This is a genomic window from Pseudohongiella sp. SYSU M77423, from assembly GCF_029911965.1.
Taxonomy (GTDB): Bacteria; Pseudomonadota; Gammaproteobacteria; order Pseudomonadales; family Pseudohongiellaceae; genus Pseudohongiella.
Window position 1 is genome coordinate 1 of the sequence record NZ_JARYTH010000014.1, and the last position, 1,697, is coordinate 1,697.

Annotated in this window: 1 protein-coding gene; it reads right to left on the reverse strand. The window is 52.2% G+C overall.

Features of this window, described 5'->3' with window-relative positions; all coding sequences use genetic code 11:
* Positions 1-619 precede the first annotated feature (619 nt).
* Positions 620-1,141, reverse strand: a complete 522-nt coding sequence (locus tag QGM61_RS15185; protein ID WP_281133496.1) for a GNAT family N-acetyltransferase — start codon at positions 1,139-1,141, stop codon at positions 620-622.
* Positions 1,142-1,697: the final 556 nt, after the last annotated feature.

Consider the following 1,697-nt stretch of genomic DNA (forward strand, 5'->3'; position numbering starts at 1 on the left):
CATAGTTCCTCAGCTCAATCATCACCCATGTTCCTTATACCTCTCTCTTTTCGTCATGCTACGAGCACATAACGCCCCATAATAACCGGCGCTGCGCGAAGCGCGCGTCTGGCGACCGAAGGGAGCGAAGTTAATTGTATTGTTACTGCACGGAGTGCTGGTGTTGAGCGAAGCCCAGTATGTGAAGCGGTAGCGGAGCATGGGGCCGCCGACAACCAGGGTGTAGATCCGAGCCACTTTTCTCTGATGAAACCCAGAAAGATTGATCCACCATTTACTGCCACTATTTCGCAGCTCCTTGCCCGATTGCCACCCCACCATTGACGGCATTTTTTTAACTGCTTCCGACGACAACCACACCACCGTAGAATCTGTCTCGTTCGTTGAGCAAACTTATTACTGTAAACAGCCACAAGACACTTTAAATTTAGCACGATCTAGGTCCTTGCCCATACCGAGCGGCACTTTGCCTACTACCGAACGGTGATTACTCATCCCTGGCACCCCTTAGTGCAGTAACGCCATATATTCAGCGGCGCAGCCATGCTGCGTCCGGTGTGGCCGTAAGGCCACACGAACTGAAATGAATTGTTAGTGCACTCTCGTTTGTTACGGGCGCTCATGCAATTCTCTCGTAGTGCTCCATTAGCCGGGTTTCACCCTGGATGTCCATGGATACCGTGCGTACGTGATTGAATCCGTTCTTTATCATTACACGGCCTGAAGCGTGATTCTCTGGTAGGTGCCTAGCATAAACAAGTGGCAGCCCAATCTCAGTAAGTCCGAAATCCACTAGAGCACCAGCCGCCTCCGTACAGTAGCCGTATCCCCAGTAAGGAACCCCGATCCAGTACCCAAGATTGCCGCCAGTTTCCGTAAGCTCAGTCAGGCTCACTGTCCCAATCAATTCCTCAGTATCTGTCATTGTGACTGCGTATACGATGCGCTCACCGGAAGCGAATAACTTCGCGTGAGAGGATATCCACTCCTCCGCCATACCGTCCTCATAAGGATGCGGTATGTTGATGGTCATCTCCGATACTCGTGGATCGCCAGCTAGCTCCTTGACTCGGGGAGCATCTGACAATGAGAAGGGCCGCAGAGTCAGTCTAGAGGTCTTAAGTATGGGCTGCGCTTCCACGTTGCTAAGTTCTCTGAAGCATCATTGTGCACTAACGCCCCATAATAACCGGCGCTGCGCGAAGCGCGCGTCTGGCGACCGAAGGGAGCGAAGTTAATTGTATTGTTACTGCACGGAGTGCTGGTGTTGAGCGAAGCCCAGTATGTGAAGCGGTAGCGGAGCATGGGGCCGCCGACAACCAGGGTGTAGATCCGAGCCACTTTTCTCTGATGAAACCCAGAAAGATTGATCCACCATTTACTGCCACTATTTCGCAGCTCCTTGCCCGATTGCCACCCCACCATTGACGGCATTTTTTTAACTGCTTCCGACGACAACCACACCACCGTAGAATCTGTCTCGTTCGTTGAGCAAACTTATTACTGTAAACAGCCACAAGACACTTTAAATTTAGCACGATCTAGGTCCTTGCCCATACCGAGCGGCACTTTGCCTACTACCGAACGGTGATTACTCATCCCTGGCACCCCTTAGTGCAGTAACGCCCCGCAACAGCGGCGCGAACGAAGTAAGCGTCCGGGCGCAAAGCGCCGAACTGTTTGCCATTGTTATGTGC